The organism is Anaerobiospirillum sp. NML120511 (assembly GCF_023050955.1).
Lineage (GTDB): Bacteria > Pseudomonadota > Gammaproteobacteria > Enterobacterales > Succinivibrionaceae > Anaerobiospirillum.
On sequence record NZ_JALKIK010000020.1, the window covers coordinates 1 to 16144 of the forward strand.

6 protein-coding genes are annotated in these 16144 nt (G+C 52.6%); 3 read left to right on the forward strand and 3 right to left on the reverse strand.

Features of this window, described 5'->3' with window-relative positions:
- The first annotated feature begins 346 nt into the window (after positions 1-346).
- The 3 genes from MXE39_RS07020 to rmuC all read left to right on the forward strand — a co-directional run bounded on the left by MXE39_RS07020 (position 347) and on the right by rmuC (position 9780).
- Positions 347-2200 (forward strand): hypothetical protein, encoded by a 1854-nt coding sequence (locus MXE39_RS07020; RefSeq protein WP_246979040.1) that lies wholly within the window; start codon positions 347-349, stop codon positions 2198-2200.
- A gap of 1681 nt (positions 2201-3881) precedes the next feature.
- Positions 3882-6251 (forward strand): polyphosphate kinase 1, encoded by a 2370-nt coding sequence (ppk1, locus tag MXE39_RS07025; protein ID WP_246979039.1) that lies wholly within the window; start codon positions 3882-3884, stop codon positions 6249-6251.
- Between the two features lie 1270 nt (positions 6252-7521).
- Positions 7522-9780 carry a DNA recombination protein RmuC gene (gene rmuC / locus MXE39_RS07030; protein WP_246977931.1) on the forward strand — a complete coding sequence of 753 codons (2259 nt, stop codon included), beginning with the start codon at positions 7522-7524 and terminating at the stop codon, positions 9778-9780.
- A gap of 286 nt (positions 9781-10066) precedes the next feature.
- Here the strand turns inward: rmuC and MXE39_RS07035 are convergent, their stop codons facing one another.
- The 3 genes from MXE39_RS07035 to MXE39_RS07045 form a co-directional block, all read right to left on the reverse strand.
- Positions 10067-11146: a suppressor of fused domain protein gene (locus MXE39_RS07035; protein WP_247073897.1), complete on the reverse strand. Its 1080-nt coding sequence runs from the start codon at positions 11144-11146 to the stop codon at positions 10067-10069.
- A 360-nt stretch (positions 11147-11506) separates the two neighbouring features.
- Positions 11507-12022, reverse strand: coding sequence for an isoprenylcysteine carboxylmethyltransferase family protein (locus MXE39_RS07040; RefSeq protein ID WP_246977932.1), 516 nt, complete (start codon positions 12020-12022; stop codon positions 11507-11509).
- Between the two features lie 572 nt (positions 12023-12594).
- Positions 12595-15879: an FAD-binding and (Fe-S)-binding domain-containing protein gene (locus MXE39_RS07045; protein WP_246977933.1), complete on the reverse strand. Its 3285-nt coding sequence runs from the start codon at positions 15877-15879 to the stop codon at positions 12595-12597.
- Positions 15880-16144 lie beyond the last annotated feature (265 nt).

A 16144-nucleotide genomic window follows, 5' to 3' on the forward strand; every position in this document is an offset into this window, starting at 1 on the left:
CCAGCCTCAAGCAGCTGATTAATAGAATCTTTGTTTAAAGTGACCTGAATCTGGTTTGCCATAAGGTTCCTCCGTTCAGGTCATTATACTTAAGAAATACAAATCATTTTAATTACCTACAGTTCCTAATGCCCAGGCAGTCCCTGACCATGCTCTGCCCAGCCTGTCCCCGCCCATACCGGACAGCATGTTTTTGACTGCAGCACGGGGCCATATCATTGTAGCTACGCTGTTTTTGACTGCCGTCCCGTTACAGATGCGCAGCCAGGGGCAACATGTGATAACTTATGCTTGCGGGTCTCCTTATTCAGGGGCGTTATGTATGCAGAATTTCCCGGAGTGTTAAATGGTCACCAAGTTCAGAGTACTGCTGGTTCTGGCACTGGCCTCTTCCTTTGTGCTCAGCGCCTGTTCCATCAAGGATGAGACAACTCAGGAAGAGCGTGTCTCAGAATCAGTGCTGGCCAAACGCCCTGAGGGCAAGACCAAGACCCAGCGCTTTATTAACAAGTGCTCTGACTGTATCCTGGGCGACATTTCCGAAATCGAAGACATTATCGATACCTATCTGAGTACCTATACCGCTCTTACCAATTACCCTAAGGGCTCCTTCCTTTATCAGCGCATTGCCCCTACCCTTGCCTTTGAACGCTGCGCTCAGAAAGCCCTGCTACTTGGTGATGACCGCGCCTTTAAACGCATGCTGATCCGTCAGGGTCAGATTGCCCGTACCGCCCGCTATTTCTATGCTACCAACAGATACTCTGACGGCGCTTTCTGGATTCAGCGCATTATCAATGTCAGAGGCGAAATGGACGGCCTTGAAGTAGCCGGACGTATCTTCATCCAGGACATCAGAACCATTGGCGTGGGCGTGCGCCTGCTTGAGCAGTCAGCCCGTCTGGGCAACAGAAATGCCAGACAGATGCTCATGGGTCTTATGAATCCTGGCTCAGTTTATTACCAGCAGCTGACCCGCAACTCCACCCGCGATGAAGACTATGAGAACAGCGAGAAGGATCTGGATGATTTTGATGCCAGTGATGAGGAGCTTGACACTCCAAAGACAGCCGAAGAGGCCCGTCAGAAAGCCCGCGCTGAGCATCTTGCCATGATAGACGATGGCGACAGCGGTGCCCATCTTTACCTGCGCAAGACCAAACTTACCCCTAAAAACCAGGCTCTGAGCCGCACCCAGGTCATCTCCGATAACGGTACCTCAAACGCATCAGACAGCGCTGCCACCAGATCCGGCAAAGCCAGAGCAAGTGCTGACAGCGCTACTGCCCGGGATGCCACCGGAGCAGGTTCTGCCACTGAAGCAACTGCAGCCACAGCTGCAGCAGCTGACACTGCCACTGCATCATCTTATGCTGCTCCTGAGGCGGCTCCATCAGACACAGATGCTCAGCCGGCTCCTGCAGCATATGCAGCCCTGACTCCTGACAGCCAGGAAAAGTCCTCTGATGATAAGTCCACTGCCGATAAGTCCACTGCTGATGCAAAAGCAGCTATGGAAGGAGAAGAGAGCAAAGAGGAAAGCTCTATGCTGAGCTTTGGTGCCGTACGCCAGGACGGATCATCTGTTGAGGAAGAGTCTGAAAAGTCAGCAAAGGATAAAAAGCGTGACTCGGGCATACCTCAGGGCATTCCTGTACTCGAGCGTCCTGTCAGCTATTACGAGGCTGCCCGTCATCAGGCCGCAGCTGAAGATGCTGCCCGTGCTGCAAAGCAGGAGGAGCTTACCATACCGGGATCCGGCGCTGACACCCTGCATGCCCTTGATTCAAATGATCCTGAACTTGATACCCCACTGGAACTTTATGAGGACTACAGCAAAGCAAATGGCGAAGCTGAACATCACTTAGACAGTGACGGCATGCCGGACGAGCCGGGCTCACCTGATCCATCAGCCGCAGTTTCTGAAATTCTCAAGCGCCAGCAGGAGCGGGTAAAAGCCCGTGAAGAGCAGATGCGCGCTGTAGAGAAAAAGGCCGATGAAGCTGCCCGTGCTGCCCGTGAGCGTCTGGAAAAGCATATGAAGAAAGTCAAGGAGCGTCAGCAGCAGTCACAGTCTCTTTCAGAGGGCAACGCAACCGGGGATCAGCCTCCTGCTCCACCTTCAGGCTTTGACATCAAAGACCGTCATCCTGAACCTGAAGCGGCTGCCTCCTGGGCTGATCACACTGACGAAAGATAATGCGGCCCGGACTCACTGACACTACCGCCGTCTGAGATCGCATCCACAACAGCACAAAGCTACTGCAAAAGTTCCCGCGTTCGCCAGGTGGACAGACCTCAAGGCAAGAACCAGCCTTCAACCAGGAGCAAGCTGCAGTCACCGGCCAGCCTGCTGCCAGGAGCAAGCTGCAGTCACCGGTCAGCCTGATACCAGGAGCAAGCTGCAGTCACCGGTCAGCCTGATACCAGGAGCAAGCTGCAGTCACCGGTCAGCCTGATACCAGGAGCAAGCTGCAGTCACCGGTCAGCCTGCTGCCAGACTCAGGCACCAGTCTGATACAGTTACAAATCGTGCCTGGCAGTCCTCAGGTGCTCAGCACTGTAAAAGAAGTTGTGACCGAACGATAAAGTCACGTGCCCGTGCCCCATAGGCCCTGGCTTGAAAACAGAGTGTTTGCTGCCCTTTAAAAAGCTTATTTTTTTGATCCAGAGTCAATTTGCACTGCCCTTATCGATATATCATATCGAGTATTACTCTGAACATATGCTTTTCGGACTGAGCCCCATCAGGTGCTGAAAAAGCTTTGAATTAAGCACCATGGCCAACAGAGCTCAGTGATTTTTACGACCTCAGATCACGGCAGGTTCCTCATGGCAATGCTGGTCATAGCATGCCAGGATGTCATCGCCAGGGAATACTCTCCATAAAGGAGCTGCCGTCTGCATATTAATGACCAGGCCCGGCTGATCATGCAAATACAGGTACCGGGCCTTTCCTGGTGTGCCCCTGCAATACCCGGCCAGATTATTGCCAGGTCATGACCAGCGCTTTTGTTTTTTCGGTTATTTACCTGATTTTCAGGCTTTTAAGTTTTTTAATGCGCAGTCTGCAGCATGCGTCTGGCAACACAGGCCGCATGGACAAGTGATCCTGATGCTGCAACGCCACCTGGTTTTTCCCGGTTTTGTTCAATCAGGGTAAGATGCTTAACAAGAACTTAATTTCCCTGATTTATACTTTTGCGATCGTGTTACCAGCCCCCTGCGAGCCGGTAACTGACCATAATGCTTACCACCTGACAAGCAATGCTGCGCCCGTCACCCCCTGTGCATCGATTGCATCAGGATTCCTTTCCTCGCCATAACCATAACTGCGCTGCCCAAAGCCCGGGACGGCCTGGCGCTGCCATCACAGTTAACAGTATGTCAGCCCCTCAGGTCCATCCCGAAAAATTTGCCATACAGCCATGCTTCCAGTGGTACATGCCTGTCAGCTCATGCAGAGCAGATGATGCGTGGCAGATGGTGCAGGAGTAAACAGCAGAACATGCAGGCTGTTACGGGAAAGAGGTGGTACAGACCAAATCTGATTGAAAAGTTGCAGGCCTGCTGACGCAGGCAAGCAAGCCCCTGCACTATGCAGTGCATGCTGCGGCCAAACCCGCACAGCCTGCTGCAACGCATATGCAGCACGGCTGCGGCTCCGATGCGGCATGGATGCGGCGCAGATGCAGTATGCCTGCAGCGCTGCCGGCCCGTCAGCACTGGGCTCCAGTTTCAGGTTGTGAGCTGGTGGCCTGCAGCATTATGTGCGTGTGTTTTGTAAAGCCTTATTGCCCAGGGCTTGTCCCCGGGATCCATGGCAGAAGCTGCCTTGCCTGTGCAGGGCGGATATACGGACTTTTTATATAGGTTGCTCTATGTCTGACAGTAAGAAAGTTGATCTGGTACCAAAAGAAATTTCGTGGTTATCCTTCAATGGCCGTGTTCTTCAGGAGGCAGCTGACCAGTCCGTACCCCTGATTGAGAAGATTCGTTTCCTTGGTATTTACTCCAACAACCAGGACGAATTCTTCAAGGTACGTGTGGCCAACCTCAAGCGTCAGATCATCATCAACAAGGAAGAAGGCGGTGATGAGTCAGTAAGCGTACGTCTGCTCAAGGAAGTACAGCTGCTGGTAAGCCGCTATCAGGGTGAACTTAACCGCATCTACCGCTCCCTTGTCCAGGAGCTGGCTGAACACCGCATCTACCTGCGCGATGAAACCGAGGTAACCGACAATCAGAAGGCATGGGTACGCACCTACTTCAAGCGCCATGTACTCAAGCACATCAATCCTATTATCTTTAACAAGAACATGGATCTGGTGCAGTTCCTGCGTGACCAGTACACCTACCTGCTCATAAGAATGACAGGCAAGGAGGTCAACTATGCCCTGCTGGAAATCCCTTCAGATGTAGTACCACGCTTCATCTCCATGCCTACCGAGGAGGGTCAGACCACTCTGATGTTCCTCGATAATGTCATCCGCATCTGCCTTGATGACATTTTCAAGAGCTTCTTTGACTACGACACCATCGAAGCCTACTCCATTAAGATGAACCGCGATGCCGAGTACGATCTGCTGGGTAATGTAGACATGTCCGTACTTGAGAACATGTCAAACTCCCTCAAGCAGCGTCTGAATGCCATGCCGGTACGTTTTGCCTATGACCGCGCCATGCCTAAGGACATGGTTGCCTTCATGACCGATGAGCTGCATCTTTCAGACATCGATTCATGCATGCCTGGCAGCCGCTACCACAACTTCAAGGACTTCCTGTCATTCCCAAGCATTGGTGGTGACGGTCTTGAAAACCCTTCTCTGCCTCCGGTCCGCTCCACTGCCTTTGACAGCAATATCAACGTCTTTGATGCCATCTCCAAGGGCGATGTTCTGCTGTACTACCCATATCACAACTTCGACTACTTCACCGAATTCCTGCGTCAGGCCTCCTATGATCCAAAGGTTACAGCCATCAAGATCAATATCTACCGTGTGGCCCGCAACAGCCGTGTAATCGACTCTCTTATCGATGCAGCCAACAATGGCAAGCGCGTCACCGTAGTAGTGGAGCTCAAGGCCCGCTTTGATGAGGCCAACAACATACGCTGGGCCTCTCACCTTACCGATGCTGGCGTAAAGGTTCTCTTCGGTCTGCCAACTCTGAAGATTCACTCCAAGCTGTGTATTGTTTCCCGTAAGGAAGACGGTCAGACAGTACGCTATGCCCACATTGGTACCGGCAACTTCAACGAAAAGACGGCCAAGATCTACACCGACTTTGCTCTGTTTACCCGTGATGATGCGCTGACCAGCGAAGTACACAATGTCTTTGAGTTCATTGAGTACCCGTACACCCGCCCACGCTTTGACAAGCTGCTGGTATCTCCAATCAATGCCCGTCAGCGCATTTATGCCATGATTGACCGCGAGATTGAGAATGCCTCCATGGGCCTGCCATCCTACATCAACCTCAAGGTGAACAACCTGGTAGATGAGGGCCTCATTGAGCATCTGTACAAAGCCTCTCAGGCCGGCGTAAAGATCCGCGCCATTATCCGTGGCATGTGTTCTCTGCGTCCTGGTATTGAGGGTCTGTCAGAGAATATCTACATCACTTCAATCGTGGATCGCTATCTTGAGCACCCACGTGTGATGATTTTCTGCAATAACAACAATGAGGAGCTCTACATCTCATCTGCTGACTGGATGACCCGTAACCTCGATTACCGTATTGAGGTGGGCTGCCCTATTCTTGATCCTTCTCTGCGTGAGCGTATCCGTACTATCTTCAAGATTCAGGAGAGCGACAATCAGAAGGCCCGTATCATCGATGCCAACCAGAGCAACGAGTACGTTCCTTACCGTCCGGACTCTCCAAAAATCAGATCTCAGATCGAAATTCAGAAATATCTTGAGGGAATTGAGCAAAAGCTATCAAGTGAGATGCGTGACAAATCATCCGAGTTGGTAGATAATGAACCTGTAGCCGGGAAGAAGCCTGAAACGCGTACAGGCGCAGCAGCTAAACAGCTCAGTCACTCCCTGCCAAAAAAATCAGATAATCCGGACTTAAACGGTCCTCACGAAGAGGAACTTGATCCGGTAAGCGGTCCAGAGACCCGCAGCACTCAAAAGTCTGCAAAAGGCGCCAAAAGCGCCAGATCAACCGCATCTCGCAGCTCTGCAGCTAAGAGCAGAAAGCCTGCGACAGCCCGTACCAGAACCACGAAAAGCGACAGCTAGTCGCAACCGCTGCAGGTTCTGACCCATAAGGGGCAAGATTTCACAGCCCCATGCGACATGCGCAAGGCCATCTGCCAACCGGTGCCGCTGGTGCTGATAACCAATACTGTTATCTTAGTAAATCCCTGCATGGTATGCGGGGATATTTTCTACCTGTTTGTTGTATCTAGCAAATTGCGGATTTTACTCATATTTAAGCCATTTTCACACAAAACAACATACTCATACGAGCCATACCATCACAGCTGTACCTGGCACAAAAACCTGTCTCTAATCACCACAGTTAACAGCGCCCGCTCCGCACAAAAACCTGTCTCTAATCACCACAGTTAACAGCGCCCGCTCCGCATAAAAGTCCGTGCAATGACCTTCCAACTAAGCCCCTCAATCCCCAGCGCAGCACCAGTACACCACCATTACTCCAAACAGGCTGCACAGGATCTGATAAAAGCTCATAGACAGCCGTGAGCGCCTCATACAGCCACTTCAACCGCATCAGGGTACATGACCATACCCAAGCATAATATCGCCGTCTGAGAGCACGTCAGAGGCCGTATAAAGCATACCAGCCACAGCTCTGTTAAAAGGCAATACAGCATCTGCAGCAACGGCGCTGCACCAGCTCTGCTCCGGACCTGCACCGGCCGCTGCACCAGGGGACGACTGTTTTCATCCGCAGAGGAAATCTCGTCCTTAAACCATGGACTCACTTAAGCTAAAATTTCTGCAGATTTTTGCAATAAAAGTACGCCAATTTGGTGCACAATGCACCGAAACATATGCATAACTGATTTAATCCCCCGATCAGGCCCATTCCCTGATGATAATATTTATCAAAAGCCACAAAGCCCTTTCAGATGCTTTTTACCGGCCGCCAGCAAAGAGATAAGCCCACATCCCATCAGCATTACAAATAACAGTGCCGCAATAACAGCCCCGGCTCCAAAAGCGTATACTCACAGCTGCCAATCAGCCCAGGATAGCCAACACGGTCGCATGGCGCCTTATGCAGACTGCTGCTGCCGCTGACCAGTACTGACGTCAGCTGCAACCGCCTCCAGGCCAGCTTACTGACGTCAGCTGCAACCGCCTCCAGGCCAGTTTACTGACGTCAGCTGTAACCACCTCCAGGCCAGCTTGCGGGGCTGCGGCAAAAACCAGCGTCCCCAGACGACGGCATGCGCCAGCCATGGCGCCTGTGCTGCAGGACGGCCTGACCTGGCAGCAGCCTGATTCTTTCTTCCTTTTCTTATTTGTTCAGGGTTAACCCATGATGCCTCACGAGATCAGCAACATACTCATAACTGTTTTAACAGCCGTTGTTTCTGCCCTGGCTGTTGCCGCTTTCTTGCGCCGCAACCAGGCTGACAAAGGTGACAGCGCTCAGCAGGGATCTGCCGGTAATGGCAGCGGTTCAGTTGCAGGTGCTGCAGGCAGTACAGCTGATACAGCTCTTATTGAGCAGGCTGCCATTGCAGCCAGCCTCCAGGAGCAGCTGGATAATTTAAGACGCGAGTACGACGAGCTCAACGCTCAGCTCGACACTGTCCGTGAGGCTGCCCACAACGAAAAGATCACTCTGGTTAAGGATCTGTCCAACTGCCAGACTGAGACAGGTAATCTCAAGCAGCAGATTGCCAATCATGAAAATGAGCTTAAGAAAGTACAGCTTGACCATCAGATGGCCATCAAGAAAGAGCAGGAGCAGGCTGCACGACTTATTGAGGAAAGCAGCAACCGCTATGAAGCTTCCATCAGTGAAATCAAATCAGCCAATGAACGCCTGCTCATCAACCTCAAGACTGCCAACCAGGAAGCTCTGAACAAGCTTGAGCAGGAAAACACCTCCCTTAAGGAGGCCCTCAAAAAGGCCCAGGAGGAAATCATGGAGCGCAGTGAGGCTCTTGCTCAGACCCGCAGTGAAAAGGAGGCCGTGGAGCAGCTGCGTGTTGAGGACAGCAAGCGTTTTGCCCAGTCACAAAGCGAGCTTGAGCACCGCCTGAACACCATGGGTGAAAAGCTTCTCAAGGATCGCTCCGAATCCCTGCAGAAACTCAACAGTGAGCACATGGTGCAGATTATCAACCCTCTGCAAAATGAGCTTAATACTTTCCGCACTCTCATTGCAGCCACTCAGAAAACCAATTCTGAACAGGCCGGCCAGCTGCAAAATGAGCTCAAGCATCTGCATGAGGCTCAGATCAGCCTTGGTGAGAAAGCCGAAAACCTATCCCGCGCGCTGCTGCAGGGCAGCAAGAGCCAGGGCATCTGGGGCGAGCAGCAGCTGGCTCTGGTGCTTGATGCCTCAGGTCTTAATGGTGAGGAAAGCTATGTTCGTGAGGCCTATGCTGTTAATGACCATGGTGACAAGGGCAGAGCCGATGTACTGATTCGCCTGCCTCAGGGCCGTGGCCTGATTATCGACTCCAAGTGCTCATTAACAGCCTACACCGAGCTGTGCAATGCTGAAAAAGAAAACGACAGGAAGGCCTGTGAAGCAGCCCTGTCACGTCACATTGACTCTATTCGCAAGCACATTGATGAGCTGAGCAAGAAGGATTATCCGGGCTACGACAGTTACGGCAGCCCTGGCTTTGTCTTCATGTTTGTTCCTGTAGATCATGCCCTTGGTACTGCCCTGCGCCATGACGATCGCCTTTATGGTTATGCCCAGAGCAAGAATGTCTACCTGGTATCTCCATCATCCCTGCTCCCTGCCCTGCGCATTGTGGGCAATCTGTGGGTGCTGGCCAATCAGGGTGACAAGTTCCGCATGCTTGCCCGCAGCGCTGAGCGTATTTACCAGAAGTGCTCCAAGGTCTGTAACGACTTTGAGGCCATTCTCAAGATTCGTGACAGCCTCAACAAAAATATCGATGCCATGGCTGTGTCCTTATGCACAGGTCAGGGCAATCTCAAAAACATTCTGCAGAAGTTTGCAGCTGACGCCCCTGCTCTTACCATGGAAGCCGTCGAAAGCTTTGAGCGCGCCCTGAACGCCGACAGCGCCCCTGCCACAGCCGCATCAGCCGCTGCAGCCGCCACTGCAGCCGCCTCAGGATCAGCCACTGGCGCTCTGCTCATAGAGCGTACTCCAGCAGCTGCAGCAGCCACTGCAACCGCCACTGCAGCACAGCCAGTCTCAGCCGCCCTGCCAGCGGCCCAGGACAGCAGGAGCAGCGCCGACGACCAGGCACAGCTCAGCCCGGCAGAGGCAGACAGTCAATCAGACAGCAGCGACGCCACCAGCAGCTCTGCTGCCGCAGCAACACCAGCTGTCCCTGCTGCCGAGTCTGATAGTGACAGCTCAGAGTCTGCTGACGATGTTAATGAGGCTGCCGCCATAGCCTCTGAAATTGTCAGTGAGGCTGCCCAGGACAGCGACGAGCCTGCTCCTGCACGCTCCCGCAGCCGCAGCACCGCCAGAACTGGCCGTACCCGAACCACAAAACCAAGAACTGCACGCAAGAGCACCTTTACTCAAAGTGAGCTGCTTGACAGTGAGGCCGAGTCCGACATTCTTGAATAGCTGGACAATCTGCAGCGCACACAGCTGTCAAAGATGACCTGAGCAGCTGGCAATAAAAATGCCCTGAGATTTATTTCTCAGGGCATTTTTATTTGGGACCCGGCCTCTCAGGCATAGCCATATCCTCAGCGACGGCATATAGCCATATTCTGAGCAAAGCGCATCTGGTCTCTGCGCCTGCAGCGCATGAGACCTGGCCACTGCGCCTGCAGTGCATGAGACCTGGCCAATGCGCCTGCAGCGCAGGCCAGGGGCCAGTGACGCATGCCTGGAGCCAGTGACGGCTTTAGATCTTGTTTACCGGGACGGACTGAATGCAGACATCCATACGCTTGCGGACAGGGCTTGGAATCACCTTCTTGAGATCGAAGAGCTCAAGCAGAGCCGGAGCTGAGTGCTTGCTGCGGTACTCAAGCTCAGCCGGGAAAAGGAAGACCAGCTCAAAGAAGCGTACCACAGAGCCGTCGGTCAGGGTCAGCTCCTGACATTCCTTGTCGTAGGCACCAAGGGCAGTGAGCATGCCACCGGTAAAGTCGGTGGTGGAGTGGACAGGCTTGCCCTTGGAGAAGGCATAGCCAAAGCCAATGAACTCATCTGTGGTCAGCACATAGTTGATAAGGTCACACAGGGTATTTACCGGCCAGAGATTGTAAGACTCACTGTTGGAAAATTCCCACTCCTTTGGCAGGCACACAGCCAGCTCAATACGGCTGTTGGTCAGAGGATCAACACCGCCTGGTACGTTGAGCCTGCGGCCTGAAACACCACGGGTCATGATGAGATTGAAAGGACGATCCTCTGATGGAGGCACATTGACCAGCTCATAACGGTCGGTCTTAAAGATAATCTGATACTTTCCAAAATGATGACGGATGTGTTCATCAAGACGCTGCTCATCTTCCTTTGACAGGCTCAGTGAGGTGTTATCAGGATCGTAGGACTGACAAAGAGCCAGCATACGGTTGATAGTTGGCAGCAGCTTGTCTTCGGAGCCGAATTTGATGAACTTCAGAGCGCGCTGCAGACGGATCTGAGCGTCGTTGGTAAGACCGAGCTTGAACAGAGCATAGCCCTTGTAGAACAGATAGGTGGCATGATCCTTACCCTGCATGCCGTACTTGTCGAGCAGAGCATTGGCGTTGAGATAGAGCTGCTCACTGGTGGCCAGCACCTGAGGATTGGAATCCTGAACATTGGCAGCATTGATATAGGCACGGGCCAGCTCCAGGGCAAGGTCATAGTCGAGGTCAGCCAGATGAGGCTCAAGCAGCTCGATAATGCCACCAAATGAATCAGCCTCATAAAGCTCGGCAACCTGCTTTACAAGATTTGCCTTATCAACATTTTCCATCACAAAAATCTCCATCTAAAAGTGCATGAAGCAATGCCATCTCACCGGCATATGATAAGTATCCATATTATCTGCAGCTCACAAGCCCCATAACCAGGCACCACAATGGTAAGGCAACAGGGCAGCTGCGGCGCCAGCAATGCCCTGGCGCCGACCTGGTGTGGCCGGGTGCCCGGCCATGCATGACCAGGCCACCTTTCATCATGGCTGTGCTCACGATGCGGGCACCGGCTGGGCGTAGCGTGCATGCATAATTAAGGCAGCCTCAGCCCTGAGAGCAACTTTGTGCTCTTATCTGCTGCCATAAGCGCCTGCTTATGGCAGTTCAGATAATATCAGGACCGGCGGCTGCCCTTAAGAAAAGGCTGACCTCAATCAAGCCTTGCGTGGCCAGACACGCGGGAAGAAGCGAGGCACACGGCTCTTATAGTCGGCCCACTCCTCAGGAAATTCCTTTTCAAGACGTGGCTCATCGAGGAATACGGCAGCAAACCAGGCAAAGCACAGAATGGCAACCGGTACCACGAGGCTGGCAAGGGAGTTGAGCGAACAGGCAAAGCCCATATAGTACAGGAAAACGCCTACGTGCATAGGATTGCGACACACGGCATAAGGACCTGTTGTTACCAGATGGGTGGTCTCCTTCATCATTTTGACCTTGCCCAGGTTACCTGCACCGCCCTCGCCTTTCTTTACCAGGGCCACATTGGACCAGATGGCAAAGAACAGACCTACGGCAGAGCTGAGACTGCCAAGATAGACATTGGTGGAGCTTTGAGCAAGGAAGGTGGCCGGAACTGCAATGCTGATGAGATACATCACTGTCGGACCGACAAAGATAAAGGCGAAAAAGCCAACAGCATAAATAGCTTTCTCTCTAAAACTGAACATTTGTAACTCCTTTTCTCAGAATGCTCTGACAGCATCACAACCTGCATGGACTGAAACCATGGCCATGGTCTCAGTCACTGACTGCATCATACTGCCACAGGGCGCAGGCCAGCGACTGTACGGCACCGTTCAAGGTTTTCTGAGTTATGTAACTTTCAGTAAATATAACTGAAGAGCAGCCTGCAGACAGTGAAACACGGCACAGTGCGACAGCTCTTTATTCAGTATCTGGCTCGAGACAGGAGCAAAGGTCCAGTTCGGGAGCATCCTCAGTACAGTCTATCAGCAATAAGACAATACCTGGCAAAAATGATAAAGCCCCGCATCACTGACCCGTAAGGGCACTGATGCGGGGCAAATCAGCTCATCCAGGCACATGCAGCCTGGCCTGCAATACGATTCACACGATCATACGCCGCGCAGACCAGGTCATCAGCACTGCAGTATATGAAATACCTGTCAGGGCCAGCTTAGCCGGCGGCAGACCTGTCGGCTGCGGCGATAGCGGCAGGCCTGTCAGCTTAGCCGGCGGCAGACCTGTTGGCTGCGGCGGTAGCGGCAGACTTGTCAGATTAGCCGGCGGCAGACCTGTTGGCTGCGGCTGCGGCTGCAGCAGAGGCCTGCTCAAGGAGCATGGTCAGAACGTGTACCGGATGGTTGGCGCGCTTATGCTCCATACGCTCAACCTGAGAGCGGCAGGAGAAGCCGGTGATCAGGCACTGAGTGAATGGACGGCTGGTCAGATGCTCCTTCCAGTTCTGCTCATAGACAGTACGGGTCTCTTCCTGATTGCTCTTCATATGACCAAACAGACCGGCCATACCGCAGCATGCAACCGGCAATGGCAGAGCACGCAGACCAAAGTGGGCCAGAACATCCTGCCACATTCTTACTGACAGAGGTACCAGAGCCTGCTCGGTGCAGTGACAGAAGAGATAGAAGTCATCAGCAAATGAGCATGGGCCAATGGCGCTGTCATGTAAAGAATCTGCGTCGGTACTGCCTGCGCCTGCAGCGCCCTGAGCGGCAGCGGCTGCAGATCCGGCAGCGCCACGGGAAGCTGCGATGACATTTTTGATCTCAGCGCCCAGACGCTGCTCAACAGCTCGGAACTGAGAAGATACCAGAGCATCCTTAAGCCACTCTTCAGGCATCAGCACCTTAAACTCAGGACAGTCAGGAATAAGAGCCGGATATTCATCGCGATAGCAGATAGTAAGTGCCGGATCAAAGCCTACCATGGTAAGTCCACGGCTGTGCAGACGGGCAAGGCGCTGGGCCTGCATGCGGCCATACTTGATAAATTTGGCGCGGGCACCACGAATAATGAAGAGCTTGCCATTGATATATGGCTTTAATATGGCAACCCTGAAGCCCATTACCCTGACAAGACGGGCCAGCTCTACCAGTGAGTCAGCCTCATGGCTGGCAGTAAAGGCATTGGAAATAACAATGACATCAAACTCAGAAGCACGGTTTTCAGCTTCCTCAGCACTGAGTACCGGAATTGAGAACTCAGCGCTCTGCTGCCACATGGTGCGCTCATTGAACACTGGCAGATCAACAAAGTTGAAGAAGTGCTCCATGATTGCCCTGTTTAAATCCGACTGAATCAGGGCATTGGCCAGCTTAGGCATCTTTGCCAGCACCGGATTGGAACGTTCGGCATTCATGCACAGCAAGTCCATGGATGGACGCAGATAACGGCTGTAGTAGAAGTTGAGGAAGCGGGAGTTCATCTCAGCTGAGTTTACGTGAGCCGGACACTGGGTCTTGCAGGACTTGCAGGACAGACATGTAGCCACATGGCCCAGATACTCGTGATTGAAATCCTCACGGTCAAAAATGGTATTACGGGTACGGGTGCACAGATTGCCAAGCCAGGAAAGCCATGATTTGGCCTGAGCCACAAAGTCACCAGGAGGATTGTTTGCCTCGGCCAGCAGCTGCTGCTCTACGGCATTAACATCAACCTGACGCTCACTCATAAGGCGCAGCCACTCACGCATCAGACCTGAGTAGCCCTTTGGTGACTTCACATGGTCTTTGGAGAAACGGTAGCTTGGGCACATAAGTGAGGCACGTGAGTAGCTGAAGCACTGACCGTTACCATTACAGTTAAGGGCAGGCTCAAAGTTCTCACGAACCCTGATATCGATGGTGCGATCCAGATCGCCGCGCATAGGGTCATCAAGAGCTACCAGACTGTCAGTCTCATTGCCCCATGGCACACAGATTTTGCCCGGATTGAGTCTGTTGTCAGGGTCGAAAATGGCCTTGATCTTACGGGCCAGAGGATAGAGCTTGCCAAAGAAGACCTCGCCATAGCAGGAGCGGTAGCCACGACCATGCTCACCCCACATCTGACCGCCATACTTCTTAACCAGCTCGACCACGCCATTGGAGATATCTACCAGCTTCTGACGATCCTCATCGGTAGTCAGATCAAGAGCCGGGCGTACGTGCATCAGACCGCAGTCGACGTGACCGAACATGCCATAGGTTACATTCATGCTGTCAAGCAGAGCACGGAACTCCAGAATATAGTCAGCAAGATTCTCAGGAGGCACTACTGTATCTTCAGTAAAAGCCACCAGCTTCTTGGCACCGGCAGCAGATCCGAGCAGACCTACGGCCTTCTTGCGCATGCCATAGACAGCAGCTATACCCTCTTTGGTATCAACAACCTGAGCGCCCAGAATACCGCTGCGGCGCTCAGAGGCATCCTTTTGAGTCTTCTCATAAAGAGACATCATGAAGGCGCGGTCTTTTTCTTCGTCATGACCGTTGAACTCAACAATGTTTACGCCGCTGATTTCAGCACCGGGAACATCAGTAATGTAATTCTTTACGCTCAGCCAGACAGGATCCTTTCTGGCCAGATCAAGCACTCTGGAATCAACGGTTTCAACAGAGAAGGCGCCAGCCTTGATCAGGACATTGGCATGACGCAGGGCTGAGTCAAAGTTCTCATACTTGATGACGCACAGAGCACGGAAAGATGGCTTTAAGGTCAGATCAATACGGGCACCGACCAGAGTAGCAAGCGTACCCTCAGCACCGCAGATCAGGCGGGCCAGATTGAGAGTATCAGTATCTGCATCATAGGCATGCATCAGGTCATAACCGGTAAGGAAACGGTTAAGTTTTGGAAAGTGTTCTTTGACCTCTGCGCTGTGCCATTTGAGCAGCTCATAACATCTGCGGTAAATCTCACCCTCAAGGCCTGGGCGGTCAAGACAATTTTTGAGCTCCTCACCCTTTACCGGTCTGAAAGTACATAAGGTACCGTCACGCAGCACCACCTCAGCCTCGAGTACATGCTCAGAGGTGCGGCCGTAAACAAGCGATCCCTGGCCGGCTGCATCATTGGCAATCATGCCGCCAATAGTGGCACGCGATGAGGTTGACAGCTCAGGAGAGAAAAACAGCTGCTCGCTGGCAACATGCTCGTTGAGCTCATCTTTGATTACACCTGGCTCGACCACGATGCTGCGCTCGTCCGGTCTGAAGTCACTGAAACTCTTCATGTGACGGGACATGTCGACAATCACACCATGATTGAGTGACTGACCATTGGTACCGGTACCGCCGCCACGTGGGGTAATACGGATTTTTTTAAACTCAGGAGCTGAGGCTGTTTTAAAGAGGGTAACCACATCTTGCTTGCTCTTTGGGAAAACCACAGCCTGAGGCATTTTCTGATAGACAGAATTATCTGTAGCCACCAGCAGACGGGCCGCATAACGATCTTCAATTTCACCGGCAAAACCGTTTCTTGCCAGCGCCTCAAGAAACCTGGCATGATCATTATCCACTTTGGATACATTAACAATCTGAGGAATAATCAAAGTCATACGACACCCGCAATATGCAAAAATCCCTGAGCAGCCCGCCCAAAAAGGCGGTACTCCCCCACGTGCACTTCTCAACAGCCACTTCCCACCCTTTCACCTCATCTCATGAAGCCCGGCTTTATGATGACAGGCCATTCTTACGTCAGGCCACACTCCTGGAAGGCCACCCTTTATGGCAGGCCATGGCAGGCCATCCTTACATCAGGCCATCCTTATGGCTGGCTATCCGTCAGTCTACAGTCATTGCCGGCCATACTCATGACTT